Annotated in this window: 28 protein-coding genes and 1 tRNA gene; 5 read left to right on the top strand and 24 right to left on the bottom strand. The window is 57.0% G+C overall.

Features of this window, described 5'->3' with window-relative positions; genetic code table 11:
* Nucleotides 1-2 precede the first annotated feature (2 nt).
* The 5 genes from dxr to pyrH are packed head-to-tail and all read right to left on the bottom strand — an operon-like array spanning nt 3 to nt 4052.
* Nucleotides 3-1172, bottom strand: a complete 1170-nt coding sequence (gene dxr / locus AC1QQ2_RS03920) for a 1-deoxy-D-xylulose-5-phosphate reductoisomerase (protein WP_479712160.1) — start codon at nt 1170-1172, stop codon at nt 3-5.
* Nucleotides 1169-1954 (bottom strand): phosphatidate cytidylyltransferase, encoded by a 786-nt coding sequence (locus tag AC1QQ2_RS03915; protein ID WP_479712159.1) that lies wholly within the window; start codon nt 1952-1954, stop codon nt 1169-1171. The genes dxr and AC1QQ2_RS03915 overlap by 4 nt, the downstream gene beginning before the upstream one ends.
* Before the next feature lie 3 nt (nt 1955-1957).
* Complete coding sequence (gene uppS / locus AC1QQ2_RS03910; RefSeq protein WP_479712158.1) at nt 1958-2689, bottom strand: polyprenyl diphosphate synthase; 732 nt, start codon at nt 2687-2689, stop codon at nt 1958-1960.
* A gap of 27 nt (nt 2690-2716) precedes the next feature.
* Nucleotides 2717-3277, bottom strand: a complete 561-nt coding sequence (gene frr, locus AC1QQ2_RS03905; protein WP_067545256.1) for a ribosome recycling factor — start codon at nt 3275-3277, stop codon at nt 2717-2719.
* Between the two features lie 49 nt (nt 3278-3326).
* On the bottom strand, nt 3327-4052 hold the full coding sequence (pyrH, locus tag AC1QQ2_RS03900) for a UMP kinase (protein ID WP_105235009.1): 726 nt from the start codon (nt 4050-4052) through the stop codon (nt 3327-3329).
* 126 nt (nt 4053-4178) lie between these two features.
* Here pyrH and miaA point away from each other — a divergent pair, with 126 nt between their 5' ends.
* Nucleotides 4179-5045, top strand: coding sequence for a tRNA (adenosine(37)-N6)-dimethylallyltransferase MiaA (gene miaA, locus AC1QQ2_RS03895; RefSeq protein ID WP_479712243.1), 867 nt, complete (start codon nt 4179-4181; stop codon nt 5043-5045).
* Nucleotides 5046-5187: 142 nt separating this feature from the next.
* Entirely contained in the window at nt 5188-5973 is a 786-nt protein-coding gene (locus AC1QQ2_RS03890; protein WP_479712157.1) for a helix-turn-helix domain-containing protein, read from the top strand.
* Here AC1QQ2_RS03890 and AC1QQ2_RS03885 read toward each other — a convergent pair.
* The 4 genes from AC1QQ2_RS03885 to AC1QQ2_RS03870 form a co-directional block, all read right to left on the bottom strand.
* Complete coding sequence (locus tag AC1QQ2_RS03885) at nt 5970-6551, bottom strand: lytic transglycosylase domain-containing protein (RefSeq protein ID WP_479712156.1); 582 nt, start codon at nt 6549-6551, stop codon at nt 5970-5972. The genes AC1QQ2_RS03890 and AC1QQ2_RS03885 overlap by 4 nt on opposite strands.
* Before the next feature lie 44 nt (nt 6552-6595).
* On the bottom strand, nt 6596-7150 hold the full coding sequence (locus tag AC1QQ2_RS03880) for a helix-turn-helix transcriptional regulator (protein ID WP_479712155.1): 555 nt from the start codon (nt 7148-7150) through the stop codon (nt 6596-6598).
* 3 nt (nt 7151-7153) lie between these two features.
* Nucleotides 7154-7681 carry a cytochrome b/b6 domain-containing protein gene (locus AC1QQ2_RS03875; RefSeq protein ID WP_479712154.1) on the bottom strand — a complete coding sequence of 176 codons (528 nt, stop codon included), beginning with the start codon at nt 7679-7681 and terminating at the stop codon, nt 7154-7156.
* Nucleotides 7682-7750: 69 nt separating this feature from the next.
* Nucleotides 7751-7996, bottom strand: a complete 246-nt coding sequence (locus AC1QQ2_RS03870; RefSeq protein WP_105235004.1) for a PepSY domain-containing protein — start codon at nt 7994-7996, stop codon at nt 7751-7753.
* Between the two features lie 234 nt (nt 7997-8230).
* Between AC1QQ2_RS03870 and ssb the strand changes: the two genes are divergently transcribed.
* Nucleotides 8231-8728, top strand: coding sequence for a single-stranded DNA-binding protein (gene ssb, locus AC1QQ2_RS03865; RefSeq protein ID WP_479712153.1), 498 nt, complete (start codon nt 8231-8233; stop codon nt 8726-8728).
* A gap of 54 nt (nt 8729-8782) precedes the next feature.
* Here the strand turns inward: ssb and AC1QQ2_RS03860 are convergent, their stop codons facing one another.
* Nucleotides 8783-9190, bottom strand: a complete 408-nt coding sequence (locus tag AC1QQ2_RS03860) for a SufE family protein (protein WP_067545281.1) — start codon at nt 9188-9190, stop codon at nt 8783-8785.
* Nucleotides 9191-9310: 120 nt separating this feature from the next.
* On the opposite strand from AC1QQ2_RS03860, the gene AC1QQ2_RS03855 reads away from it, so the two are divergent.
* Nucleotides 9311-9799, top strand: a complete 489-nt coding sequence (locus AC1QQ2_RS03855) for a hypothetical protein (protein ID WP_479712152.1) — start codon at nt 9311-9313, stop codon at nt 9797-9799.
* Here the strand turns inward: AC1QQ2_RS03855 and rnd are convergent.
* From rnd to AC1QQ2_RS03805, 10 genes are all read right to left on the bottom strand, one after another.
* Nucleotides 9796-10953, bottom strand: coding sequence for a ribonuclease D (rnd, locus tag AC1QQ2_RS03850; protein WP_479712151.1), 1158 nt, complete (start codon nt 10951-10953; stop codon nt 9796-9798). The two genes, AC1QQ2_RS03855 and rnd, sit on opposite strands and share 4 nt — an antisense overlap.
* Nucleotides 10954-11013: 60 nt before the next feature.
* The gene (gene purN / locus AC1QQ2_RS03845) at nt 11014-11610 is read right to left on the bottom strand and encodes a phosphoribosylglycinamide formyltransferase (protein ID WP_479712150.1); all 597 of its coding nucleotides are present in this window, start codon (nt 11608-11610) and stop codon (nt 11014-11016) included.
* Nucleotides 11607-12650 carry a phosphoribosylformylglycinamidine cyclo-ligase gene (purM, locus tag AC1QQ2_RS03840; protein WP_479712149.1) on the bottom strand — a complete coding sequence of 348 codons (1044 nt, stop codon included), beginning with the start codon at nt 12648-12650 and terminating at the stop codon, nt 11607-11609. Before purM ends, purN begins: the two co-directional genes overlap by 4 nt.
* A 107-nt stretch (nt 12651-12757) precedes the next feature.
* Nucleotides 12758-13882 (bottom strand): ABC transporter permease, encoded by a 1125-nt coding sequence (locus AC1QQ2_RS03835; protein WP_479712148.1) that lies wholly within the window; start codon nt 13880-13882, stop codon nt 12758-12760.
* Nucleotides 13879-14802 carry an ABC transporter ATP-binding protein gene (locus AC1QQ2_RS03830; protein WP_479712147.1) on the bottom strand — a complete coding sequence of 308 codons (924 nt, stop codon included), beginning with the start codon at nt 14800-14802 and terminating at the stop codon, nt 13879-13881. The genes AC1QQ2_RS03835 and AC1QQ2_RS03830 overlap by 4 nt, the downstream gene beginning before the upstream one ends.
* On the bottom strand, nt 14799-15737 hold the full coding sequence (locus AC1QQ2_RS03825; RefSeq protein WP_479712146.1) for an HlyD family secretion protein: 939 nt from the start codon (nt 15735-15737) through the stop codon (nt 14799-14801). The genes AC1QQ2_RS03830 and AC1QQ2_RS03825 overlap by 4 nt, the downstream gene beginning before the upstream one ends.
* A gap of 154 nt (nt 15738-15891) precedes the next feature.
* Complete coding sequence (locus tag AC1QQ2_RS03820; protein ID WP_479712145.1) at nt 15892-16884, bottom strand: phosphotransferase family protein; 993 nt, start codon at nt 16882-16884, stop codon at nt 15892-15894.
* Nucleotides 16884-18464, bottom strand: coding sequence for an AMP-binding protein (locus AC1QQ2_RS03815; protein ID WP_479712144.1), 1581 nt, complete (start codon nt 18462-18464; stop codon nt 16884-16886). Before AC1QQ2_RS03815 ends, AC1QQ2_RS03820 begins: the two co-directional genes overlap by 1 nt.
* Entirely contained in the window at nt 18464-19672 is a 1209-nt protein-coding gene (locus AC1QQ2_RS03810; RefSeq protein ID WP_479712143.1) for an acyl-CoA dehydrogenase family protein, read from the bottom strand. The genes AC1QQ2_RS03815 and AC1QQ2_RS03810 overlap by 1 nt, the downstream gene beginning before the upstream one ends.
* A 10-nt stretch (nt 19673-19682) precedes the next feature.
* Nucleotides 19683-20414 (bottom strand): SDR family NAD(P)-dependent oxidoreductase, encoded by a 732-nt coding sequence (locus AC1QQ2_RS03805; RefSeq protein WP_479712142.1) that lies wholly within the window; start codon nt 20412-20414, stop codon nt 19683-19685.
* A 78-nt stretch (nt 20415-20492) separates the two neighbouring features.
* Between AC1QQ2_RS03805 and AC1QQ2_RS03800 the strand changes: the two genes are divergently transcribed.
* Nucleotides 20493-21182: a TetR/AcrR family transcriptional regulator gene (locus tag AC1QQ2_RS03800; protein ID WP_479712141.1), complete on the top strand. Its 690-nt coding sequence runs from the start codon at nt 20493-20495 to the stop codon at nt 21180-21182.
* A gap of 29 nt (nt 21183-21211) precedes the next feature.
* Here AC1QQ2_RS03800 and AC1QQ2_RS03795 read toward each other — a convergent pair.
* From AC1QQ2_RS03795 to AC1QQ2_RS03780, 4 genes are all read right to left on the bottom strand, one after another.
* Nucleotides 21212-21301, bottom strand: a tRNA-Ser gene (locus AC1QQ2_RS03795).
* A 75-nt stretch (nt 21302-21376) separates the two neighbouring features.
* On the bottom strand, nt 21377-22093 hold the full coding sequence (locus tag AC1QQ2_RS03790; protein WP_479712140.1) for an alanyl-tRNA editing protein: 717 nt from the start codon (nt 22091-22093) through the stop codon (nt 21377-21379).
* A gap of 1 nt (nt 22094) precedes the next feature.
* Nucleotides 22095-24446 carry a DUF3772 domain-containing protein gene (locus AC1QQ2_RS03785; RefSeq protein WP_479712139.1) on the bottom strand — a complete coding sequence of 784 codons (2352 nt, stop codon included), beginning with the start codon at nt 24444-24446 and terminating at the stop codon, nt 22095-22097.
* The gene (locus tag AC1QQ2_RS03780; RefSeq protein ID WP_479712138.1) at nt 24446-25477 is read right to left on the bottom strand and encodes a cysteine synthase A; all 1032 of its coding nucleotides are present in this window, start codon (nt 25475-25477) and stop codon (nt 24446-24448) included. Before AC1QQ2_RS03780 ends, AC1QQ2_RS03785 begins: the two co-directional genes overlap by 1 nt.
* Nucleotides 25478-25517: the final 40 nt, after the last annotated feature.

Raw genomic sequence — 25517 nt, 5'->3', positions numbered from 1 at the left:
AATTATCCCAACTGCTCTATCATCTGCGAAGCCACGCGGCGGGCCTCTTTATCTGCTTCTCGGATCGTATCTAGGTCCGGAATGTCATTTTGCAGCCCCTGACGTGGCGAAATCGCGTCCATTGTCCGTTCAACAACGCGTGCCATATCGAGGAACCCGATTTGACGGTCAATAAACAGGTCCAAGGCGCGTTCCTTGGCTGCGTTGAAAATCGCACCAGACAAACCGCCCTCTTCCATCACCCGCCATGCGAGCGGCAGTGCGGGATAACGGTCAGGATCCGGCGCACGGAACGTAAATTGTCCGATCTTTGTCAGATCGAGACGTTCTACAGGCAACGGTTTGCGGTCAGGCCAATGAAGCGCGTAGCCGATTGCGTGGCGCATATCTGGCGCCCCAACGTGGGCCATCAGCGCCCCATCATGGAACCCAACGAGCGCGTGGATCATGCTTTCAGGGTGAACGACGACTTCAATTTGATTGGGTAAAACACCAAAGAACTCTTTGGTTTCAATAACCTCTAGCGCCTTATTAAACATGGAGGCGCTATCAATTGTGATCCGCTGACCCATATCCCAGTTCGGGTGGGTCGAGGCCTGTTCAACGGTAGCCTTCGCCAGTTCGTCCATCGGCCAATCGCGGAAAGCACCGCCTGAGGCGGTGATGATGATCCGTTCAACCGCATTGATGTCTTCGCCAACGAGACCCTGAAAAATCGCAGAGTGTTCGCTGTCGACGGGCAGAACACGACCGCCATGATCTCGCGCTGTCTTCATCAGCAGCGGCCCAGCAGTAACGAGGGATTCCTTATTGGCCAGCGCGAGTGTCGCGCCCTGCTCTAACGCCCGCAATCCCGGTGCTAGACCCGCCGCGCCCACAATTGCGGACATCACCCAATCCGCAGGGCGCGTGGCCGCATCATGCAACGCGGCCTCACCCGCCGCAGCCTCGACCCCAGACCCCGACAACGCATCACGCAGCGCGGGGAGTTCATCGTCAAAGCAGGTAACAGCGACGTCAGCACTCAGTCGAATGGCATCGCGGGCAAGCTGCGCCACATTGCGACCGCCCGTCAAAGCCACCACATCGTAGCTTTGGGGATCGCGAGCAATAAGATCGATTGTGTTCTGGCCGATGCTACCCGTCGCGCCAAAGATAGAGACACGCCTCATCGCCACCCATGAACCCCGAACTGCGGCCCAACAATATAAATAAAGGCTTCAACAACCAAAGCGGCACCCATCAGGGCGTCAAAGCGGTCCAAAACGCCACCATGCCCAGGGATCAGGTTCGAGCTATCCTTAACCCCTGCCCGACGTTTCAGCGCGCTTTCCGCAACGTCGCCCATTTGTCCCGCAAAGGACATGAGAACCGACACTGGTACGATGATCCAACCGGCTTGCGGCATGATGAGAACACCAACGACAGCCGCGCCGATCCAGCCAGCAACAGTTCCACTCCATGTTTTTTTGGGGCTGACAGCGGGCCAGAATTTCGGACCGCCGATCATGCGACCCGCGATATAGCCCATCACGTCAGAGGCCACGACGACCAGCGCGAGCCAAAGTGCGAGACGCAGGCTTTCCCCACGAATGAGCCAGAAGGCATCGCACGCCAGAAGTGCCAGAAATCCATAGATGGCGAGAACCTTGCGGTCATGTTTGCCACGAAGGAAGATCACACCTGCAACAAGCGCAAAGAGAAGAACATCGGCCCATTCAGGCAGACGCAACGCCACAGCGACCAGCCCAGCTGCGACGAGGCCAATGACCTCGGGCAGTGCAATGCGGGCCATCCGCGCGACTTCCCAAATGAGAAGTCCACCAGCTACAATCACGAGCAGAGCGAAGGGCAGACCGCCCCAAACGACAGCCCCCACAAAGACGACCGCCATCACAACGCCCGAGGCGACGCGCGGACCGAGGTCCTGCCAATTATCTCTAAATCCAGCCAAGGGTCAGACCTTTACGCCGCCAAATCGGCGTTCACGTTTTCCGTAACTTTTCATCACGCGGCCAAATTCGGCGGCTGTGAAATCGGGCCACAGGGTGTCGACGAATTCATATTCGGAATAGGCCGACTGCCACAAAAGAAAGTTCGAAATCCGCGCTTCGCCACTGGTGCGGATCACCAAATCGGGATCAGGTAAAACATGCGTATCAAGGAAGCGCGACAGCGTTTCCGCATCCACATCTTTGTGCGACAGTCGCCCCTGTTCGACCTCATAGGCCAATCGTTTCGCCGCACGGGTCACCTCATCCCGACCACCGTAGTTGATAGCAATGGTGAGGTGCACGCGGTCATTTCCAGAGGTGAGAAGCTCCAACTCGTCCATCAGCGTGACCAGCTTGTCCTCAAGCTTGATCCGATCGCCGATAAAACGAACACGGATGCCAGCCTCGAACAACTCGCGAGCCTCGCGTTGGATATAGCGGCGGAACAGTTTCATCAGACCCGCAACTTCGGTCTGGGTCCGCTTCCAGTTTTCGGTCGAGAAGGCGAAAATCGTCAGGTATTTGACGTTATTCTCAGGGCAGGCTTCGACGATCTCTCGAACACGGCGCGCACCTGCGTGGTGCCCGAAAAGCCGCGGGCGGCCGCGCATCTGCGCCCACCGCCCGTTGCCATCCATGATGATCGCGACATGCCGCGGGCCTTGGTCTTGGCTGGGTTCATTCAGCGTCGTCATTTCGGCCCCCCGGCACAGTGCAGGTGATTAGACCTGCATAATCTCGGCCTGTTTAGACTCGAGCATTTCATCAACACTTTTAATAAATTTGTCGGTCATGCCCTGAACTTCGGATTCCCAGAATTTCTGGTCATCTTCGGACATGCCGTCTTTGTTCTTTTTAATCTGGTCCATGCCGTCACGACGAATGTTGCGGATCGCAACACGGCTGTGTTCGGCGTAGCTGCCTGCGACCTTCGTAAGTTCGCGGCGGCGTTCTTCGTTCAATTCCGGGATCGGCAGCATAATGATTGTGCCGTTGAGCTGCGGGTTGATGCCGAGGCCCGACTCGCGGATCGCTTTTTCGACCTTACCAACCATCGCCTTGTCCCAGACGTTGATCGTCACCATGCGCGGCTCTGGAACGTTCACAGTGCCAACTTGGTTAATCGGAGTCATCTGACCATAAGCATCGACCATCACCGGTTCGAGCATCGACGCAGAGCCACGGCCCGTGCGCAAAGACGCAAATTCGGTGCGCAGCGCCGAAAGAGTGCCTTCCATGCGGCGGTTCAGGTCATCGGTATCGAGTTCAAAATCGTCGGACATATTTTCTGCTCCCCATGCGGGTTCTTAGTAGGTTTGAACCGCTATAGCCTTAGGCGTGCACAGTTGTATAGGTGCCTTCACCAGCGAGAATACCACAGAAACCGCCTGCATCGTTCAAGTTGAACACAATGAGCGGCATCTTGTTATCGCGGCAAAGCGCGATCGCCGAGGCGTCTGCGACCTTCAGATTGCGACGCAGCACTTCGTCATAAGACACCCGATCGAACCGCTCAGCATCTGGATTGGTTTTCGGATCGCTGTCGTAAATGCCATCAACCTGCTTGCCCATAAAGATCGCTTCGCAGTGCATTTCGGTCGCGCGAAGCGCGGCAGCAGTATCGGTTGTGAAATACGGGTTACCTGTCCCAGCAGCGAAGATACAAACGCGCTTTTTCTCAAGGTGACGCACCGCACGGCGACGAATGTAGGGTTCGCACACCTGATCCATCGGGATTGCGCTGATCACGCGGGTGAACACGCCCAAACCTTCGAGAGCGGATTGCATAGCGAGTGCGTTCATCACCGTCGCGAGCATACCCATGTAGTCAGCGGTGGTTCGTTCCATGCCTTGGGCAGAACCAGACAGACCGCGGAAGATGTTGCCGCCACCGATAACGAGGCAGATTTCAACGCCAAGATCGTGAACCGATTTAATCTCTTGTGCGATACGCTGAACGGTCGGAGGGTTCAGACCGAACTGGGTGTCGCCCATCAGGGCTTCACCTGATATCTTGAGCATGACCCGCTTGAACTTTACCTGTTTGGCCTCGCCCATCGTGACATCCTCTTTGACTGGTCTTTGATTGGGCGCGAAAATGTCGCAAAAGGCGAAAAGGTGCAATGGGCGAATACCCGAAAAACCGCGCCTAGGCCTATAAATCCGCAAAAGGACCCCTGAGTGGTGTTTGATCCCAAAGACATTCCCGACCAACAGCCCGTACTGATCGCTGGACCGACGGCATCTGGGAAATCTGCCTTGGCCTTGGAAATCGCGGAAACGGGTGGCGGTGTCATTATTAACGCGGACGCGTTACAGATCTTTGATCGCTGGCGGATTTTGACAGCACGACCTGATGACAGCGATTTGGCGAGGGCACCGCATAGGCTTTACGGTCATGTGCCGATTGATGGCGCCTATTCGGCAGGTCATTGGCTGCGCGATGTCGCGCCTCTGCTCACTGGTGAGGAACGGCCAATCATCGTCGGTGGGACCGGTCTGTATTTCATGGCACTTACTGAAGGGTTGGTCGAAATCCCATCAACACCGCAAGAGGTCCGTGACGAAGCCGACACAATCGCCCTGCCCGATCTCATCGCGACCTTGGACGACCAAACAAAGGCGCGGATCGACCTAAATAACCGCGCCAGAGTGCAACGAGCATGGGAAGTACTGCGGACCACTGGCAGACCATTAGCCGATTGGCAAGACGATACGCCGCCGCCGCTGCTGCCCATCGAACAGAGCACCGCACTTGTTTTGCGGCCCGATGTTGAATGGCTCAACGATCGGATTGAGCGGCGGTTTGACATCATGCTGGACCAAGGCGCACTGGACGAGGCACGCGCGATCCTGCCTGATTGGGACCCAGCCTATCTATCATCCAAGGCCATTGGCGCGCCCGAGCTTATCGCCCATCTCAATGGGGAAATGACCCTCGCAGAGGCCCGAATAGCCGCGATTATCGCGAGCCGCCAGTATGCAAAACGGCAACGAACATGGTTCAGAAATCGCATGAAACTCTGGACACCGATCTCATTGCCTTGCTAGGCATTGGCAACAATATGTTTCCGTAATGGCACAAGAACAACCTTGAGGTGATTGCGAAATCCGATATTGTTTCACAATTCGAACATTCGGAGTCGCAATGCAAAGCCACCAATTTTCCCATCTCAGCGATTTGGAAAATCGATTGGCTCTGTCAGCGGTGCATCAACCGACGCCTGCGACGCGGTGGAAGACCGAATGCCTGCACAGCCACCCGACACCGCGCCTGTTGATCTTCACCAAAGGTCAGGGCCGCATCACTGTTGCTGGTCTGACCAGTGGGTATGGACCTAATAACGTAATCTTCATCCCTGCCCACACGCTCTTTGGCTATGAGATCGGCCCCACCGTCTTTGGCTACATGCTGTCGATTCCGTCGGCCATGGCGGGGGATTGGCCCGAGGAACCTGTGCACATGCGTCTGCGGGATGTGGTGGCACAGAAAGAACTGATTTCGCATGTCGATGCGCTCGAACGGGAACTCAAGTCGGATAAAGAAGGCCATAATCGCGCGGCGCTCTATTTGCTGGGTATTCTGTCGGTGTTTATCGAACGGCAACTGACCGACAATCCGCCGAAGGACACCATGGCGCGGGCGGCAACGACATCGGCACGTCTTGTCGCTGCCTACACGGATTTGGTTGAACGGGATTTCGCGACGGGCAAAGGTGTATCGGACTACGCAGCCGCATTGGGGGTGACAGCGACCCACCTCACCCGCTGCTGCAACCAAACCTGCAGTCGCTCGGCCATCGCGCTATTACAAGACCGCATCTTGTTTGAGGCACGTACGCTCCTTCAAACGACGAAAATCCCGGTCAAAGATATTGCGGCACTTTTGGGTTTCTCTTCCGCGGCCTATTTCACCCGCAGTTTCCAAGGCGAAACCAAACTGACGCCGAGCGCATTCCGCAAGGCGTCGCAGGCTTAACTGCCGTAGATCACGCGAACATAGTTCCGGGTTTCGCGATAAGGCGGAATACCACCGTGCCGTTCAACGGCCTCAGGCCCCGCGTTATACGCCGCCAGAGCAAGCCGCCAATTCCCGAACCGATCGTATTGCTGCCGCAGATACCGTGCCCCGCCCTCTAGGTTTGCAGCAGGGTCATGTGGATCAACGCCCAAGAGACGCGCTGTCTGTGGCATCAATTGAGCAAGCCCAATCGCACCTTTGGGGCTCACAGCGCCAGGGTTCCAACCGCTTTCTTGTTGGACCAAACGCAGGAAAAGTCCTGACGGTATCCCATAACGGTTCGCCGCCGCCCGCGCCATTTGCAGGTAAGGACCGCTATAGCTGCCCAGAAATTCGGGCCCATTGATCGTCGGAACGCGGAACTCTTCGGGTTGGAGGCGGATAGAGTTGGAATATTGTTCAGACGCACGACCATCGAGGATCGCGGTTTGGCTTTGAAACAACGCCATTCGGGACGATGTGGACACACTATCCGCACCTGCAATTCCGCTCAGGCCTGACAAGACAAAAGCGGCTAACACACTCAATTTACGCATAAATGGCCTCGGCTCATCCAATCCGCTGCGTAACTTAGTGCATTTTAGGCAAGTCCGCTAGCTTTTGGCATGTCCTTCGGCGGTTCTTTGCGTTCGATAAGAGGTTGCGCAAGCAAGTCATCAACCAAAAGCCCCAACAACGCGCCGCGCCCAGAGGTCCCAGATTTGCGATAAATTGCATTGAGGTGCGCCTTGACCGTTCCCTCAGCTGTTCCGCGCACTAGGGCAATCTCGGCGATATCCAGCCCCTTGATCGCAAAAGTCGCGACATCCGCCTCGGACGGTGTAAGCCCCCACTCGTGGAAATACTGCTCCATCAAATCATGGAGCGCACCAGAGGCGATCGATAGCCCCCGTTCGGCATGGGCATTTCTGCGCAACAACCGAACCAGAAACCGCCCCTCTAATATCACCGCCACGATCAGCGACAATGTGGCGATCATTTCGACATGAAGATGCACGTCATTTAGGGCCGCCATGCCGTCAGCGATGATATCAGCAACCGCGTCAGAGAGGAAAAACACACTACAGGCCGACTGGGTCACGATGAGAGCCAAAAGGCCGATGGTCGTTTTATCGGGCTTGGTCTTTGACGACATTCGTTAAACTTCCGTCGGGAGCGTCTTTGATCCAGTTACCATAGCTTTAGGAAGGTTGACACCGGTACGGCGGCTTTCCCAGACAACTGCGGCGATATGTGCAACGACGGAAAATTCCGCCCATGTCACGCAAATCTCATGCAGTTCTTTGACCCACTCGATGCCCCAGAACCGCAGGGTTGTCATCATATATCCAGTAATCGCGATGCCGATCAGGGTCACAATCAAGTTATAGATCATCAGCGCGCCAAGGGGCGTATGGCCAACGTGAATCCGCTTCCGACCCGTCGCCATGTCAGATAGCTGACCCATAGAGCCAGAGATACTCGGGGGAAAGTCACGGAACCGCGCGTGACGCGATCCAACGAAGCCCCAGATGATCCGAAATGCGACCAGCCCAGCGACCACATAGCCAATTTGGCGATGAAGTTGGGACTCTGGATCGGTGATCAACGCGTTCGAGGTAAAACAGATCACCAAGGACCAGTGAAATATCCTGACGAGCGGGTCCCAAACTTTGACGTTTTTCATAGCGGCCTCCTGATGCTGGAATTACGGGGACGGCGCGAGAGAGAGTTCGCGCCGTCCAACCGCAGGTGACTAGTTTTTGACTTCGATGATGTTCATGTCTGCATCGAGGTAGACCTCAAACGCTTTGCCATCTTTGATCGCGTAGGCTTCGATCATGCCGTCTTCCATTTGCACGGAACGAACTTCGTAACCCTGCGCGGTCAAGGCAGCGGTTGCCTGTGCTTTGACTTCGTCAGAAACGGGCGAACCAGCGACTGCCGCGCCAGCAACAGCGAACGAGAGAACAGATGCAGCGAGGATGGATTTGAAGGTCATAGGGTAATCTCCGAAATTGATGTGAACGGATCACCGTGATCCGTTGCTGATCAATTGCCCTGCCCTCTCAGCCATTGGTATTGCACTGCGGTTGCAGATGCCCGTCTTAGACCTGCGGTTAGAGGCTCCTATGACCGAAGTTTAGGTCGTCCGCCCCGATATTGGGGTTTCATTAACGCCGCTGGAGTGATGTAACGTCTGAAACGGTATTTTCAGATTCGAGGGGGACGCGGCATGGCCGGATCCGTGAACAAAGTTATCATCATCGGCAATCTTGGTCGTGACCCAGAGGTTCGCACCTTTTCCAACGGCGGCAAGGTTGTGAACCTGCGCATCGCAACGTCGGAAACCTGGAAAGACCGCAACACTGGCGAACGCCGCGAACGCACCGAATGGCACTCTGTCGCGATCTTTAACGAAGCGCTGGGCCGCATTGCAGAGCAATATCTGCGCAAAGGTTCGACCGTTTACATCGAAGGCCAGTTGGAAACCCGCAAATGGCAGGACCAATCTGGCGCCGACCGTTACTCGACCGAAGTCGTTCTGCGCCCTTACGGCGGCAACCTGACCCTGCTTGGCGGTCGTGGTGATGGCGGCAGCGGTGGCGGTGCTGGCGGTGGCTACGATGGCCCGCCCGCTGATGGTGGTTACGGTGGCTACGACGACCGTTCGTCTGGTGGCTCCAGCAGCCAAGGCGGTGGATCGAACATCGACGACGAGATCCCGTTCTAAGAAACACAAAACCCCGCCACTGGCGGGGTTTTTCTTTGGGCGATCGGCGTTGGATTAGGCCGCAGCAGCGACAGCCCGAATACGTTCGACCATCGCGCGGACACCATTCGAACGCTGCGCCGACAAGTGGTCATTCAGGCCAAGCCGCCCCAACTCTGCATGAGCGTCAATCGAGAGCACCTCAGACACAGGCACTTCGTTATATAGCGCCCCAAGGATCGCCACGAGACCACGCACGATCATCGCGTCGCTTTCCCCACGGAACCGAAACACGCCATCTGAAATCTCAGGCACGAGCCAAACCTGCGACGCGCAGCCTTCAACCTTGGTTGCGGGCACTTTGAACGCATCCTCAAGCGGTGGCATCGCCTTGCCCAATTCGATGACATGACGATAGCGATCTTCCCAGTCGTCTAGGAAATCAAAGGTATCCGCGATGTCTTCGAATGCTTGCGTGGCCATAGTGCGTCCTTTCTGTTGCCCCATGACTTAGGTGGCATCACATGAAACGTCCAGAGGGTGCTTTTCAACTCGGTTCAATCCCGTTATCCCTTTGGCAACGATACGGGAAAGGAAATTCCAATGTTGCGACCCATCGGGATGGCTGCTTGTCTGGTTCTGACAGTTTCGGGGTGTTCCCGATTGGCAGGATCGCCCGTGAACCCGATGAATTGGTTCAACAAAGATCGTGAGGCCCCGGTCGCCACCGCACCGCAAGCCACACAGCCCTTGGTCCCGACCAAACGTGACGTGATTGTCGTGGATAGCCGCGATCTGATCGCGCAGGTGATCTTTGCCGAAATCGCACAAACCCCATCGGGCGCGATCTTGCGTGCAACTGGCGTTGCCCCGACCCAAGGCTATTTCAACGCGGAACTGGTTTTGGAGAGTATCCAGAACGGCACAGCGACCTATGCGTTCCGCGTCGAACGCCCTGCCCGTTTTGAAATCGAAGGCACTACGGCGTCCCGCACTATCACAGCCGCAACGGTTTTGTCGGCGGGTGACCTAACAGGTATCCGATCCGTAATCGTCAAAGGTGCTGGGAATACTTTGACGGCCCGCCGTTAAAGGCGGATCGTCACCACATTGGTGCCCTTGGTCGCCAGAGCAACCTTACCCTGACACAAGAGCAGTGCCTCTTCGCCAAAGACCTCACGCCGCCAGCCGGACAAGGCAGGCACATCACGCTCACCCGCTGCAATCGCATCGAGGTCCGCAGAGGTCGCGATCAGTTTTTGCGCAACGCCTTCTTCTTCGGCTTTTGCTTTCAACAGCACACGCAGAAGGTCCGCGATCGCAGGGTTCACCTGTAGCTTTTCACGGGTCAGATCGGGCTTTGGCGCCTTTTCGGGCGGGGTCGCAATACCCGCTTTCACAGCGGCCAAGATACCATCGGCAATCTCGCCCTTGCGAGCTTCGCGCAGCAACAAACGCGACCGCGCGAGGTCTTTTTCGTTCTCGGGTTTGGTCGAGGCCAATTCCACCAACGCATCGTCTTTATACACACGACTGCGCGGGATGTTACGGGTCTGGGCGAATTCCTCGCGGAAACGTGCCAGTTCCTTGACGATCGACAGGAACTTGCCCGAATTGGTGCGGGTTTTGACGCGCATCCACGCATCTTCGGGATGGGTGCGATAGGTGTCTGGGTCCTTGAGGACAGCCATTTCCTCGGACACCCAACGTTCACGTCCCGATTTGGCAAGGCGTTTGGACAGAACCTCGTAAATGTCGCGCAAGTGCGTCACGTCGGCCAGCGCATAGGTCAACTGCGCATCGGTCAGCGGACGGCGCGACCAATCGGTGAAACGTGACGATTTATCGAGCGATGCATTGGCGATCTTGCGCACCAATGTCTCATACCCGACCTGTTCGCCGTAGCCGCAAACCATCGCAGCAACTTGGGTATCAAACAGGGGCTCAGGGATCACGCCACCTTCGACAAAGAAAATCTCGAGATCCTGACGCGCCGCGTGGAACACCTTCACCACATCCGTATTACGGAAAAGGTCATAGACGGGTTCGAGCGACAGACCATCAACCAGCGGATCGACCAGCACAGCATCCGACCCGGCGTCGTCCTGATAGGCCATCTGCAGAAGGCAAAGTTTGGAGTAATACGTGCGTTCACGCAAAAACTCTGTATCGACAGTCACATAGGGACGTTTGGCGGCTTCTGCGCAAAAGGCGGCCAGCGCCTCGGTCGTGGTGATCGTCTTCATTCTAGGTCCGTAAACTGCTCTTGATCGATATCTTTAAGGCAATTCACCAACAAAGGAAAGTTACCCTAGAAACAGAGGGGTACGATCCCCAACCGCATAGCGACGCAGGACCGCGGGATAGAGTTTGTGTTCCCATGTCAGCAAACGTGACGCGAGGGTATCGGCGGTGTCGCCTGCCTCAATCGCGATCTTTGCCTGACCAAGGATCGGACCGCCATCCAGCTCTGCCGTCACCTCATGCACGGAACAGCCATGTTCCGTATCGCCCGCCTCAAGCGCGCGTTGATGCGTGTGCAGACCTTTGTATTTCGGCAAAAGCGACGGATGGATATTGAGCATCCGTCCGCCCCAGTGGCTCGTGAACCCTTCGGTCAGGATACGCATAAAGCCCGCACAACAAATGATGTCGGGCTGGGCCTCTTCCAATACGCGGGTCAGTTCAGCTTCGAACGCCTCGCGGTCTTTGCCGAATGGTTTGTGATCGACGACAGCGGTCGCCACGCCCAGATCAGCGGCCTTTTGCAGACCGCCAGCATCAGCGACGTTTGAGACAACCAAAACAGGCGTCGCAGGGTGATCGCCCGATTGCATATCCTTTACCAGCGACACCATGTTTGAGCCGCCGCCAGAAATCAGGATTGCAACGCGTTTGGTCACAGAAGTTTGCCTGTGTAAGCCACGCCAGTCTGATTGGTAACGGTACCAATGCGGGTCACAGCTTCGCCTTCAGCAGTCAGCAGCGCAGCGATATCGTCCGCGCGGTCTGCTGCAACGACAACGATCATGCCGATGCCAGAGTTGAAGGTTTTCAGCAGTTCTTTTTCTTCCATGTTGGCGGTTTCAGCCAACCAACGGAACACCGCAGGAAGCTCCCACGACGACAGGTCGATCGTTGCACCCATATCGTCAGGCAGAACGCGCGGCAGGTTTTCAGTCAGACCACCACCTGTGATGTGAGCGAGAGCGTGAACGCCCCCTGCCCGCACAGCCGCCAGTGCTTGTTTCACATAGAGACGGGTCGGCGCGAGAAGTGCCTCACCCAGAGTGCCGTCAGAAAACGGGCTCGCCGCGTCCCAGCCGAGGCCAGAGAGTTCAACAACCTTGCGCACGAAGGAATAGCCGTTCGAGTGCACACCGTTCGAGCCAAGACCCAACAGAACGTCACCGACCTGAACGCCAGCGGGCAGATCAGCGCCACGCTCCATCGCACCAACGGCAAAACCAGCGAGGTCGAAATCGCCATCATGATACATGCCGGGCATTTCAGCGGTTTCACCACCGATCAACGCGCAACCGCTGTCTTCACAGCCTTTAGCGATGCCGTTGATGATGCGGGTCGCGCTATCCACGTCCAGTTTACCCGTCGCGAAATAGTCGAGGAAGAACAGAGGCTCTGCACCCTGACACACGAGGTCGTTCACGCACATCGCAACGAGGTCGATACCAACGGTATCAACGTTGCCCGTATCAATCGCGATGCGGAGTTTCGTGCCAACCCCGTCGGTAGCCGCAACGAGGATCGGATCCACGTAACCCGCACCCTTGAGGTCGAACAGAGCACCAAAACCGCCCAGACCCGCCATAACACCCGAACGGGCCGTGCGTTTCGCGGCGGGTTTGATCCGTTCAACAAGCGTATTGCCTGCGTCGATATCTACACCCGCGTCTGCGTAAGTCAGGCCGTTTTTCTTGGTCATGAGAGTCCCCTAGCTAGCTTGCCGCTGCGATAGCTTATTCGGGCTACGGGGGCAACGTCCATCAACACCCCATTTAGGTTAATCACACTGGCCTGCGGGTTTTATCCTCAGTCGAGCGTCTTGCGGAACCTAAAGAGCGCCAGAACGGCCAGACCAAAGGCAAAGAGGACCAACGCAAAGAACGGCCCCGCCACGGCTGAAAAATCCGCACCCTTAAGCATCACCGCACGAATAAGCCGCAAGAAATGAGTGAGCGGGAATATCTCACCTATCACCTGCGCCCAATCTGGCATCCCACGATATGGGAACATGAACCCAGAGAGCAAAAGCGATGGCAGGAAGAAAAAGAAGGTAAGCTGCATCGCTTGCATCTGCGTGCGTGACACCGTGGACAACAGATACCCCAAGATCACCAGTGCCAAAACGAACACCAACACCCCCGCAAGCACGAGTGACAGCGATCCAACGAACGGCACGTTGAACACCAGTTTCGCGGACACCAGCACGACGACGACCTGCACCGCGCCTACGATGAGATATGGAACCACCTTGCCCAACATGATCTCGAGCGGGTTTGCGGGCATGGACAGGAGGTTCTCCATCGTGCCTCGCTCTACCTCCCGCGTCAGCGCCATCGCGGTCATCATCACCATCGTCAACTGCAGGATCACCCCGAGCAATCCTGGGACGATGTTATACTGCGTGATGCCTTCGGGATTGTAGCGGCGGTGAACTATGATCTCTAACCCATTCGACGAGGCCTGACCCTGCCCTGCCTCCCGCAAGAGCGCCGAATTCGCGACCGTGCTAAGTGTTGAGATCGCACCAGAGGCCACCGACGGATCCGTCGCATCCGCCTCGATCAGAATGCTCGCATGGTCGCCCCGCTCAATCCGACGCCCGAAATCAGACGGCACCGTCACGACAAAGGCGACCTCGCCACGGGATATCATATCCTCGGCCTCACCCTCCGTCGCATTTGGGGCGACGAAGCGATAATAGCCCGTCAGTTCCAATGCCGTGACCATCGCGCGAGTATAGCGGTCTTGGGTCGGCGACACGAGCGCGGCAGGAAGCGCCTTGGGATCGGTATTGATCGCAAAGCCAAAGAGCATCAACTGCATCAACGGCACACCCAGCATCATCGCAAAGGTCACACGATCCCGCCGCATCTGGATCATTTCCTTTATCAAAAGCGCGACAAGCCGATGGAGCGAAAAAAACCTGTTCATTGCATATTGTCCTGCGCCGCGCCCATGAGTTGGATAAACACATCCTCAAGGCTGGTGTCGGACAATTCAGCGAGGCTGCCTGTTTGGGACGCGACCGTATCCACGCTGGTTTTCAGGGCCATCGCATCCCGCCCAACGACGTGCAGCGTTGCGCCAAAAGGCGCCACCTGATCGACACCAGCAGCGCCGCGCAAAAGCCGCGCGGCCTGTGCCGTGTCGCCACCCGTCACAACATAGGTGGTGAGCGCCGCCCCTTGGACGACCTCTGGCACGGTGCCTTGGGCAATCAGATCACCGTAAGAGATGTAGGAAATGCGGTGACAGCGTTCCGCCTCGTCCATGTAGTGGGTCGACACCAACACGGTCAGCCCACCATGGGCCAAGGCATGGATTTCGTCCCAAAACTCGCGCCGCGCCTTTGGGTCAACGCCCGCCGTCGGTTCATCCAACATCAAGAGCGCAGGTTTGTGCATGATACACGCCGCCAAAGCCAACCGTTGCTTCCACCCACCCGAGAGCGACCCCGCCAGCTGATCCTTGCGCGCCGTCAGACCGAGATCGGCAATCGTATCGCGCACGACTTGCCGTTTGGGCGACATCCCATAGAGCCCCGCGACAAAGCTCAGGTTTTCTGCAATCGTCAGGTCCTCGTAAAACGAAAACCTTTGGGTCATATAACCGACCTTGCGTTTGATAGCGCGACGCTCGGTTCGGATATCATGGCCTAAAACGCGGCCATCGCCACTGTCTGGCTCCAACAGCCCACACATCAACCGAATGGTCGTCGTCTTGCCTGACCCGTTCGGGCCGAGGAACCCCATGATCTCTCCCTTGCGAACATCAAGGCTGACGTTGTTAACGACGGTCTTTTCACCGAACCGCTTGGTCAGGCCACTGACAGATATGGCGAGGTCACTCATGGCAACCGCACATTCACGATCTGCCCCGGATTGAGGTCGTGATCCGATGTTGGTCGAGCCTCGATCAAATAGACCAGCTTTTGACGGTTCTCGATCGAGTAGATGACAGGCGGCGTGAACTCTGGATCGCTGGCGATATAGCTAATCGTGGCGGTCAGACCCTCAGCGCAACCATCACATTCGACCGTGAGCGTATCCCCGACTGAAATCAGCGCATACGACGTTTCAGGCACGTAGAGGTGCAACTTCACGGCGCCCTGTGGCAGCACCGATAACACAGGCGCAGTTGGGCCTGCGATCTCGCCCTCTTGGCGCAGAATATCGACCACGGTGACAGGCACCGACAAGGACAACTCGCGCTGCTCTAGCTGCCATTCGGCCCGATCCAAGGCCGCATTGGCCGCGGCCACGACTGCCTCCGCCTGCGCGATGGCTTGCGGACGGGCGGGAAGTCGCGCCACCGCCAATTCAGCGGAAACGACAGCAACTTTGGACGCAGCAACCTGTGCCGCCGTAATCGCATCGTCGCGCTGGGCATCTGTGATCACGCCACGGGTGAAAAGCTGCTCTAACCGATCCCGTTCGCGGATCGCCTCGTCCGCTTGCAAAGTCGCCGAGGCAAGGTTCGCCTCGATCACCGCGATTTCCTCTGGCCGAGCGCCTTCTTGCAAGTTGGCAAGCTGGCTCTCTGCCTGCGCCACATTCGCCTGCGCCTCAGCCAACGCAATCTCGGCATCGTGGCGCTCCATCGCGACCATCACCGTATCGGCCTCAACGTGATCACCCCGTGCGACCGTAATCTCGCGGACCTGCGCCACGCTCACAGGCGCAACAAGGGTGTAGTCCCCTTCGACATAACCCGTAGCGAAAGACGCCCCGTCGCTACAGCCCGATAGCAAACCAGCAATGATCGGTAGACTACATAGAATGCTCAAGGTGACGTCCTTTCGGAATGCGGCTCAGTTAGCCCTACGACCAGTGATCTCCTCAGGTCGCTTATGTGCAAGACCTAATTCATCATCCGACCGAGGCGCTTTGACCTCGATCAGTTTAAAGGTGCCATTTAACCAATTGATATTACGTTAGGGTTTAACCAACCAAATCACGCGCCCGCTTAGCGAATGCACGCGCCAGAGGCGCCATCTCTGCGGCATTCGACGCCGTCGCCGTACCTTGGGCCACGCGGTCCCGAATACCGACAAAAATCACGGCAAAGCGGAACAAAGAAAATATTACATGGAAATCGTTCAACCGCGATGAGGTTCGCGCGGTTTCATAATACCGCGCAGCGAACTCTTCTTTGGTTGGAATGCCCTGAGCCGCCCAATCGAGGCCCAAGATCCCCCCGTATTCCTCTGGCGCGGAATGCCATGTCATCGAACAGAACCCCAAATCTGCCATCGGATGACCAAGCGTAGACAGCTCCCAATCAAGGATCGCAATCACCCGTGGCTCTGCCGGATGGAACATGAGGTTCCCCAGACGGAAATCCCCATGCGCCACAGCCAGTTCGCCGTCATCGTCGGGCTGGTTTTCCGTCAGCCAATTGGCGAGGAACTCTAGATCAGGGATGGGCTCCCCAGTCGATACAAAGAGCTGTTTCGACCACCGACGCACTTGCCGTTCAAAGTAATTTCCCGGCGGACCATAATCGCCAAGACCCGCCTCTGACGGCACAACGCTATGCATTTTCGCCATCGCATCCGCCATGCCCAGATAGATCGCACGGCGTTCATCAGGCGTCATGTCAGGCAGGCTACAATCCTCGAACACACGCCCATCCAAACGCTCCATCAAATAGAACGGTGTACCGAGCGTTTCGGCGTCCTCATGAAATAGGATCGTTTTGGGCACTGGCACGCCTTGGGCGCCCAGTGCATTCATCACCCGATATTCACGATCAATCGCATGTGCGCCTTTTAGGATCGGGCCATCAGGTTGCTTTCGCAAAACCATGCGACGGTCGCCATGGGTGACAAAGTATGTCGGGTTTGATTGGCCGCCTGAAATCTTGGTCAGTTCCGACAAATCCGCAGAGCCAAATGTGGCGTCGAGAAATCCGTGTAAGGTCGACCGATCCATCACAGGTCCTCTCCGCCAAATCGCTCTTTGGCCTCTTGGCGCAAGATGAACTTCTGAACCTTGCCTGTCGCTGTTTTCGGGATCGAACGCGGCACAAAATACCGTGGCCGCTTGAACCCTGCGAGGTGTTCGCGACAATGCGCCTCGACCTCTTCAATGGTTCCACCGTTCCGCAATTCGATAAACGCACAAGGCGTTTCGCCCCATTTTTCATGAGGCGCCGCGACCACTGCCGCCAGCGCAACAGCCTCGCAGCGATGCAAAACATCCTCGACCTCAATCGACGATACGTTTTCCCCACCCGTAATGATGATGTCCTTTGCACGGTCTTTTATCATCAAGCGACCATCTGGCAGCACGACGGCGAGGTCGCCCGTGCGGAACCAACCATCGCGCAACGCCTCGGCCGTCGCATCGGGATTTTTCAGATAACCTGCCATGAGGGTGTTCCCGCGCAAAACGATCTCACCCGTCGTTTCACCGTCGTGCGGAACCTCTTGATCGGCCTCATCAAAGACTTTGAGGATACAGGCCGTCGTGTGGCGCTTCCCTTGCGAGGCAAGGTATTTAGCCCGAACGCTCGCCTCTGCCTCACGCAATTTATGTGGCAAATGGTTCACGGTCGCAGGGCCATAACACTCGGTCAGCCCATAGAGGTGAGACAGATCGAACGCCAAGGCATCCATCCGTTCGATCAACGACGAGGTCGGAGCTGCACCACCCGTGCCGACCTTAACAGGACGCGACGCAGCCGACCGTTTTTCCCGATCTGGATGGTCGAGCAGCATGTAGAGTACAACAGGTGCGCAGAAGAAATTCGTGACGCCATGATCCTCAATCGCGCTGTAGACCTGAAACGGGTCTACCCCATCAAGGCACACATGCGTCCCGCCCGCAGAGGTCACAGCCCAACCGTGACACCATCCGTTGCAATGGAACAAGGGCAGCGTCCATAGATAGACCGTATCGCGGTCGAACCCCAAGGCATCCGCATTACCAAGCGCGCTCATATAAGCGCCCCGATGGTGCAGAACGACACCCTTGGGGTTGCCCGTCGTGCCCGACGTGTAATTCAAGGCTATCGGCTGCCAATCATCAGTCACGACGCCGCGCCAATCGATCCGTTCGGGCAATGACCCTGACGCGATGTTAAAATCCTGTCCAAACACATAAACAGGTGGCGTGTCCGACGCGCGCCCCAGATCGGCACGCGGTGCGTCCGTGATCAGGACCTTCGCCTCGCAATGACGGACGATGAATTGCACCGTTTCAGGATCGAGCCGCGTGTTGATCGCGTTCAGAACCGCGCCCAAGGTCGGAACTGCAAAATGCGCGGCCAGCATTTCGGGGATATTGCCCGCGATGACCGATACCACGTCGCCCTTGCCGACGCCCAAATCACACAACCGCCCTGCAAAGCGCTGCACCATCGCGTCGAACTCTGCCCACGTGATCCGCTGTTCGCCCCAAATGATGGCCAAGGCGTCTGGCTGCTCTGCCACCGTTCGGTCAAGCATATCGAGCGGCGTCATCGGCACATGGTTCGCCTGCGATGGTCTAAGGTGTGATGCCGAAAACATCATTCGCCCTCCACCGACCATTTCCAGAAATCACGACCATTGGCGATCAGGTCACGGGTCAGCACCATCTTATGCACCTCATCCGCACCATCAACCAAACGCGCCTGACGGGCGTAGCGGTAAATCCATTCGAGGACGGTATCCTTTGAATATCCACGCGCACCGTTAATCTGGATCGCACGGTCCGCTGCGTCATGGAGGATGTTTGCCACCTGAATCTTCGCCATCGAAATCTCTTTCTTGGCAAAGTTCCCGCGATCAATCTCCCATGCTGCTTTCATCACCAGCATACGGCCCACTTCGATCCGCATCGCGAGATCACCGAGCATCAACTGCACGCTTTCGCGGTCGATAAGCCGCTGCCCGAACCCCTCACGCCGCTCAGCGTATTCGGTCGCGATCTCAAGACACCGTTTCGATAGACCGAGCCACCGCATACAATGGGTCAAACGCGCAGGCCCCAGACGGGTTTGCGTGACTTTGAGCCCGCGACCCTCCTCCATCAGAACATCCTCAACAGGGATTTTCAGACCGTCAAAGCGGATTTCGCAATGGCCACCATGTTCCTCTGGCCCCATGATCGGGATTCGGCGAGTGATTTCCCAACCGGGTTGATCCTTGTGGAACAGAAACGCTGTGTGGCCACGGCGGGCATCGTCAGAGGTGCGAGCAAGGAGAATGAAGTGCTCCGCCCCTTCGGCCCCTGTTATGAACCACTTATGGCCATGAACAACATAGTGATCGCCCTGCCGTTCTGCGCAGGTCAGCATCATCCCCGGATCAGACCCACCGCCCGGATGCGGTTCGGTCATCGCAAAGGCAGAGCGAACCTTACCCTCAACAATAGGAGCAAGCCATTTGGCCTTTTGCTCAGGCGTGCCAAGCGCCTCTAGCACCATCATATTCCCGTCATCGGGTGCAGCGGAATTGAACACCACGGGGCCAAAGATCGAACGGTTCATTTCCTCATAACACACCGCCATGCCCATTTTACCCAAACCGCGCCCACCCGTTTCAGGGCGCAGTTGGAGGCACCACAGACCTTGAGCCTTGGCCTCGGCGCGCAAACGCTCCAACTGGTCGGGATGGATATTGCCGTGTTCGTCATAGTTCGCCTGATCTCCCTCAAGCGGGATGATCCGATCATTCACAAACGCTGCGATCTCTTGGCGGAGGGTTTCGACCTCTTTTGTAATCGTGAAATCCATGTGTCCCTCCTTAAAGCGATGAAACCAGATGCCCGCCGTCCACAGCTATCTCGGACCCCGTCATGTAGGCCCCCGCATCTGACGCGAGCAACAAGAGCGGCCCATCTAAATCCTGCAACCGACCAAGCCGCCGTTGCGGGATACGTTTGATCAACGCTTGCCCTGCATCGGTCGCAAAGAAATCGGTATTCAACGGCGTCTCAATGTACCCAGGGCACAGCGCATTCACACGGATGCCATACCGCGCCCATTCAAGAGCGGTGGCCTTGGTCAATTGAACCAATGCGGCCTTGGACGTGGCGTAGGCCGCAACCGCGCCAGCAACCCGAAGGCCAAGGATAGAGGCGATGTTGATAATCGACCCGCCGCCGTTGTCTTTCATCTTTTGGGCAGCGGCTTGGCTCACGAGGAAGGCACCCTTGAGATTGATATCCATCGTGCGGTCCCAATCCGCTTCCGAATAGTCCATCGCTGGCCCCGCTGCGGAAATGCCCGCGTTATTCACGACAATATCGAACGGCTCTGCGCAAACTTCGGCAACGCTAGCTGCATCGGTGACATCCAACCGCACGGCTTTGGCCCTGCCCCCAATGTTGGTGATCTTCTCACAAACGCCCTGCAATTCCGCCAAACGACGTGCGCCCAGCGTGACTTCCGCCCCCTGCGCCGCGAGCACTTGCGCGAAGTGCGCGCCAAGCCCGCTTGATGCGCCAGTGACCAGCGCCTTGCGTCCTTTCAGCATATCTTCCTCCCCAAAGATATTTCGAACGAGCGTTCGATAGATTTACAATACACAAGACTTCACCTATGAAAAGACCCCATGACGCTACGGACATCGACCACCCCTGACGCCCGCATCACCGACGATTTGTCGATGGATGCCCTTTGTCGGCTGATGCTGGAACGGCATGCCGACACGATCAAGGTTCGCAAACCAGATGTGGCCGCAGCGAAACTTTCTCGGATTGTGGATTCGGTGCTGCGCCTATCGAACCGCAACGGATTTCACGCCACCAGCATGCGCGACATCGCAAATGATACCGGCCTGAGCATGGGCGGCCTTTACGCCTATTTTGACAGCAAAGAGACGCTTCTCTCCATGGTTCTAGAGACCGTGATTTCCACGGCCACCGCGCAACTGATCCTACCATCCGCCCTGCCTGTCAAAGACCAGCTAGCGTGGCTTATTCATCGCCACATCCTCATGACCGAAGCTATGACGGACTGGTTCGTTTTCGCTTACCTTGAGGCCAAATCGTTTCCGCCCGAACAACGCGCCCGCGCGGTTCAGAGTGAGGCGGAAACCGAAACCGTGTTCGCGAAAGTCATCGAACAAGGAGCTAATGACAGGATTTATCAAACAGACGACGCGCAACTCGACGCGGCGCTGCTGAAACCACTGCTTCAAGACTGGTATGTCAAACGCGGCAAATGGCGCAAACGTGGGCTCATACCAGAGGCCTATGCGGAGCGCGTAACGGCGATGATCCACGCCAAACTGACGGCCTGAAACCGCATCAATTTGAAATATAAGGGAAGTGGCGGACAGACAGGGATTCGAACCCTGGAGACGGTCTCCCGCCTACACACTTTCCAGGCGTGCGCCTTCGACCACTCGGCCACCTGTCCGTGACGCGGGGTTTAGCCGCAACGGATTAGGGAATGCAAGAGCCTCTTGCAAAAATTCCGCACTGAATCGGCGTCTTATTCGATGTGAATGGAAACGCGACGGTTCTGCGCGCCTTTCTTTTCGATTTTCCCGATCCGAACGGCCCCGATTTCCGAGGTCCACGCAACATGAGTGCCGCCACAGGGCTGCAAATCGACGGTCTGTTCGCCCTCACCGATCCGCACCAATCGGATGCGCCCAGACCCACGCGGCGGCTGGACCGACATCGTCTTGACCAGTTCAGGATTTGCGTCGAGTTCTGCATCTGTGATGTATTCGTCCGTTACCCGATGATCCCCCGCGATCAGATCATTCAACTCAGCCTCTAGCGCCTCTTTATCGCTCGGCGCTTCGGGCATATCGAAATCGAGCCGCCCTTTGTCCACGCCAATCGACCCGCCCGTCACAGGGAGCGGAATCACAACAGATAAAAGGTGCAACGCTGTGTGAACCCGCATCAGACGATACCGACGGTCCCACTGAATTTCCTGCGTGACTGTGGTACCAACGGGTGGCAATGGCGCAGGCTCTGCGGGAACCAGAACGATATCATCGCCCTCCCCTTTGATCGTGGTCGCGATCTTCATCTGACCGCCATCCCACGTCAGCTGCCCGCTATCCCCCGGCTGACCGCCCGCGGTTGGATAGAAAATCGTCGCATCCAGAACGATCCCGCCTTCTTCGGTCAATGACGTCACGGTCCCAGTTGTGGAACGGCAATAGGCATCATCACGAAACAACGGCTGGGTCATATCAGGTCTCCGGGTCTTGGTCCGATCGGGGATGTAGGGCTTCGGGGTTACGCAGCCAGATGTCGCGCTGCGCAAATGGAATTTCGATACCTTCGGCGGCAAAGCGTTCGGCGATCGCATGGTGAATTTCGGATTTTGTCACGACCGAGAAATAGACGTCCCGCAACACGGCCCGAATTTCGAAATCAAGGCTATCTGCCCCGAATCCTACGAACAACACATTGGTGGCTGGGCAAATGACAACCATCGGATGGGCTTCTGCGATTTCGCGCAAGATCGCCTCAACCCGTTTGGTATCCGTGCCGTAGGCCACGCCGACACTTACGGTGATACGACCAGCTAGGCTCCCTCTGGTCCAGTTCGTCACCTGACCGCTCACGAGATCAGCGTTTGGCACAATGACGTCCTGACGATCAAAGGTCTCAATCCGCGTTGCACGCACAGAGATGTCTCGAACGATACCCATCTGGCCGTTCACTTCGATCCAATCCCCCTCAGAGATCGGACGTTCGATCAAAAGAATGATGCCAGAGACAAAGTTCGACACGATGGTCTGCAGGCCAAAACCGATACCGACAGAGAGCGCACCAGCAACGATCGCGAGGCTCGATAGGTCAATGCCTGCAGTCGTGATCGCAATCACGGCAGAGAGGAAGATACCCAGATACCCAAGCCCTGAGACAACAGCGTTCTGCCCGCCGATATCCAGCTTTGTTTTTGGCAGAACTGTGGACCGCAGCGTTCCCTGAACAAAACGCGTCATCGCGTAGCCCGCGCCAAAGATCACAACGAAAGTTAAGAAGTCTGTCGGTGAAATCCGCGTATCACCGAGGGTAAAGCCCTCGCGGAAACGGGTCCACACTTCGAGAAGGTCCGCCTCGCGCGCGCCCCAAATCAAAGCCAAGAGCGGAACAGAGAGAAGAAGTAGCGCAAAGCCGATTAGGACAGGGATCAAGGCTTCGGCTGCGGTATCTACTGCACCCGTCAGCATCACATAGAGGTCGAGCACCAACCGCTGCAGCAATAGAACCACCGCTAGAACAGCGAGCGTGTTCACCGTTGGATATAACAGCGCCTGTGCGCCGCTCGAATAGCCAGCAATAGCGAGGAGCGGCGACAGAACCGCGACAATCGTCACTGCCTGACCGAGCACCGATATAATGCGATTGCGATAGACCTCGGGATCGTCTCCATCTTTGCAATGATGAACGATCAGTCGACCGAATTGGAACAGGAAAACCGAGGCCACGAGTTCGATCGGGAACAAGACTACAGTGCCGGCCAATCCGGTGGTATCGCCCACTCCGACCACAGCGACCATGACCGCACCGATAGCCAATGCCCAGAACAACCGTTGAAGGATACGACGGCCGCGCAGACGGTCGTCGGCGGACATGCACAAAGGGCCTTTTTCGCCTTCGATCACACTAAAGAACTGCATCGACAGCCAGCGCCCAACGATCACATACATTGCCGCACTAGGAAGCGCCGACAAAATCGTCGTCCCGCGAAACCCTAAGATTTGCGTCGCGGCGAGGGCCTCTGTCAGCAGCAAAACCGCGATATAGGGCAGCGCAATCAAGCCAAGCGATACAACGAATTTCCAAACATCCGCGCCACGTAGGTTCCGCTCTGTCACCTGACGGTTCAGAGCCATAACCCATGACCGCGACCGCCAGAACAATCCGACCGACACAAGGATCATGAGGCCAGCCGCGCCGAAAAGATCGCTCCAAATGGTGCCGTTCTTAAAGCTGGTGGCGAATTTGGCTTTGCTCTCTACCACCACTGCCGAAAGACCCTGCCAAATCGCAGTGATCGCCAGCGACCAGTTCGCGGGGTCGGCGGGCGTTGCGCCGCGGGTCGTTAGACGTTCGGCTTCACGCATGCGCATCACGGCGTCGATCTCACCAATCAAACCATTTGACCGCGTGTGTGCCTCTTGGGCGAGGATCACAGGCGACCGAAGCCGATTCAACTGGCCGTTCAACTCGGTCCGACGTGTCGAAATGGCGAGCGGCTCTGTCTCTCCATCCGCAGGAGCCGCACCCAGCGCATCGAGCTGAGCACGAACCGTCGCAATCCGCGACGCATTCAGCGATTGCGCGTCCAAAAACTGATCGCGCCATCCCGCGAGTTCAGCGCGTAGTCTGTCCAATGCAAAGGTTGATACCGCGCCCGATTCCAACGACCGCTCTGCCCGTGTCGCAACACGGTCCCACGCGGTGTAATCTGGCGCACCCTCGACAATTGTATCAGGAAGCTGCGGGCCAATGACTTGAGCATAGGACAGGGCTGGCACAACGGCCAACCATGCCACCAATGCTACGACAATAGCCCGAAGCGCTGACATCAATCTTCGAACACGCCTGGGATTGAGGACGGTCCGTGCTCCATCCATCCGGGAACCGGAAGGCCCTTCGATTTGAGGAAATCAGGGTTAAAGAGTTTCGACTGGTAGCGCGTGCCGTAGTCACACAGGATCGTAACGATCGTGTGGCCCGGACCCATCTCTTTGGCCATACGGATCGCACCCGCGACGTTCACACCCGACGACCCACCGAGGCAGAGCCCTTCGTGTTCGAGCATGTCAAAGACAACAGGCAGCGCCTCTTCGTCAGGGATCTGGTAGGACATATCGGGCGTAAAGCCATCAAGGTTCGCTGTGATGCGGCCCTGACCGATGCCTTCGGTGATCGAGGTGCCCTCGGACGCCAATTCGCCCGTGGTGTAGAAGCTGTGCAGCGCAGCACCCATTGGATCAGCAAGGCCGATCTTCACGCCTTTAGGCTGGAGCGCCATACCAACGCCTGCGAGCGTGCCGCCCGACCCTACCGCACAGATAAAGCCGTCAACCTTACCACCCGTCTGTTCCCAAATCTCAGGCCCAGTGGTTTCGATATGTGCCTGACGGTTTGCGGTGTTGTCGAACTGGTTCGCCCAGATCACACCCTCTGGCGTGGTTTTCGCAAGCTCTTCGGCCAGACGGCCAGAATAGCGCACGTAGTTGTTCGGGTTCTTATAGGGCGCAGCAGGCACCTGAACCAATTCCGCACCCGCGAGGCGCAGCATGTCTTTCTTTTCCTGCGACTGGGTCTCAGGAATAACAATCACGGTCTTAAAGCCCATCGAGGCCCCAACCAGAGCGAGGCCAATGCCTGTATTCCCTGCGGTGCCTTCGACAATCGTGCCACCTGGTTTCAGATCACCACGCGCAATCGCGTCCTTGATGATGTAAAGCGCAGCACGGTCTTTGACCGACTGACCGGGGTTCATGAATTCAGCCTTGCCCAAGATGGTGCAGCCAGTTGCCTCTGACGCGGCACGAAGCTTGATCAGTGGGGTGTTCCCGATTGCGGCGGCGAGGTCTTCTTTGAACTGCATGGTTTGGCCTTTCTGTCTGTCATCCCTGTGTAGGGGCGAC

The organism is Aestuarium sp. (assembly GCF_023253315.1).
In the GTDB taxonomy this organism is placed as follows: Bacteria; Pseudomonadota; Alphaproteobacteria; order Rhodobacterales; family Rhodobacteraceae; genus Marivivens; species Marivivens donghaensis.
The sequence above is the reverse complement of the archived record's forward strand: the minus strand, read 5'-3'. Positions and strand labels throughout refer to the sequence as shown.